Source organism: Alcanivorax sp. HI0083, from assembly GCF_001635175.1.
In genome coordinates, this window is sequence record NZ_LWFX01000139.1 from 1 (window position 1) to 585 (window position 585).

A 585-nucleotide genomic window follows, 5' to 3' on the forward strand; every position below is an offset into this window, starting at 1 on the left:
GGTGCCGAACGCTATGTCACCGCCGCCGACTGGCCACACCCCCAGGCCAAAGCGGAAACCTTCTACCTGCACGGCCAGTTCGGTCTGCCGTTGTTTGGCAAGATCAGCGGGGACGCTCCCACCAGCAACAAGCAGACCAGCCTGCTGCAGACGCCGGTCAATGGCCTGTGCTCCGCCAGCGCCAGCCAGTGGACTGCCGGCGTGCTCGGCCTGATCCTGCCGCCCTGCTCGGCACAGGACAACGTGGTCAACCTGCTGGAAGCGGTGTACACCAGCGAGCCGCTGGAAGAAGACATGGCCATCAACGGCCCGATCACCGGGCAGATCTGGGCGTCCACCACCGCCCTGGATACCAATGTCACCGTGCGGGTCAGCGTGGTGGGCGACAACGGCATTGCCCGGCCATTGACCCACGGCATTCAGATGGCGTCCATGAGTGCCTTTGATGCCAGCAAATCGCGTTTCATGAACGGCAAACTGATCCAGCCCTGGCACCCGTTTAGCGCAGAATCAAAACGTAGCATCAGCCCGCTGACCGCCTTCCGGGCCGATGTGGAAGTGTTCCCCACCAGCGCCCTGATCAAG

Annotated in this window: 1 protein-coding gene; it reads left to right on the forward strand. The window is 63.2% G+C overall.

Annotated elements, in window-relative coordinates:
• Nucleotides 1-585: CocE/NonD family hydrolase C-terminal non-catalytic domain-containing protein (locus A3754_RS01555; RefSeq protein ID WP_304439770.1), on the forward strand; the 585-nt coding region annotated here is incomplete at both ends.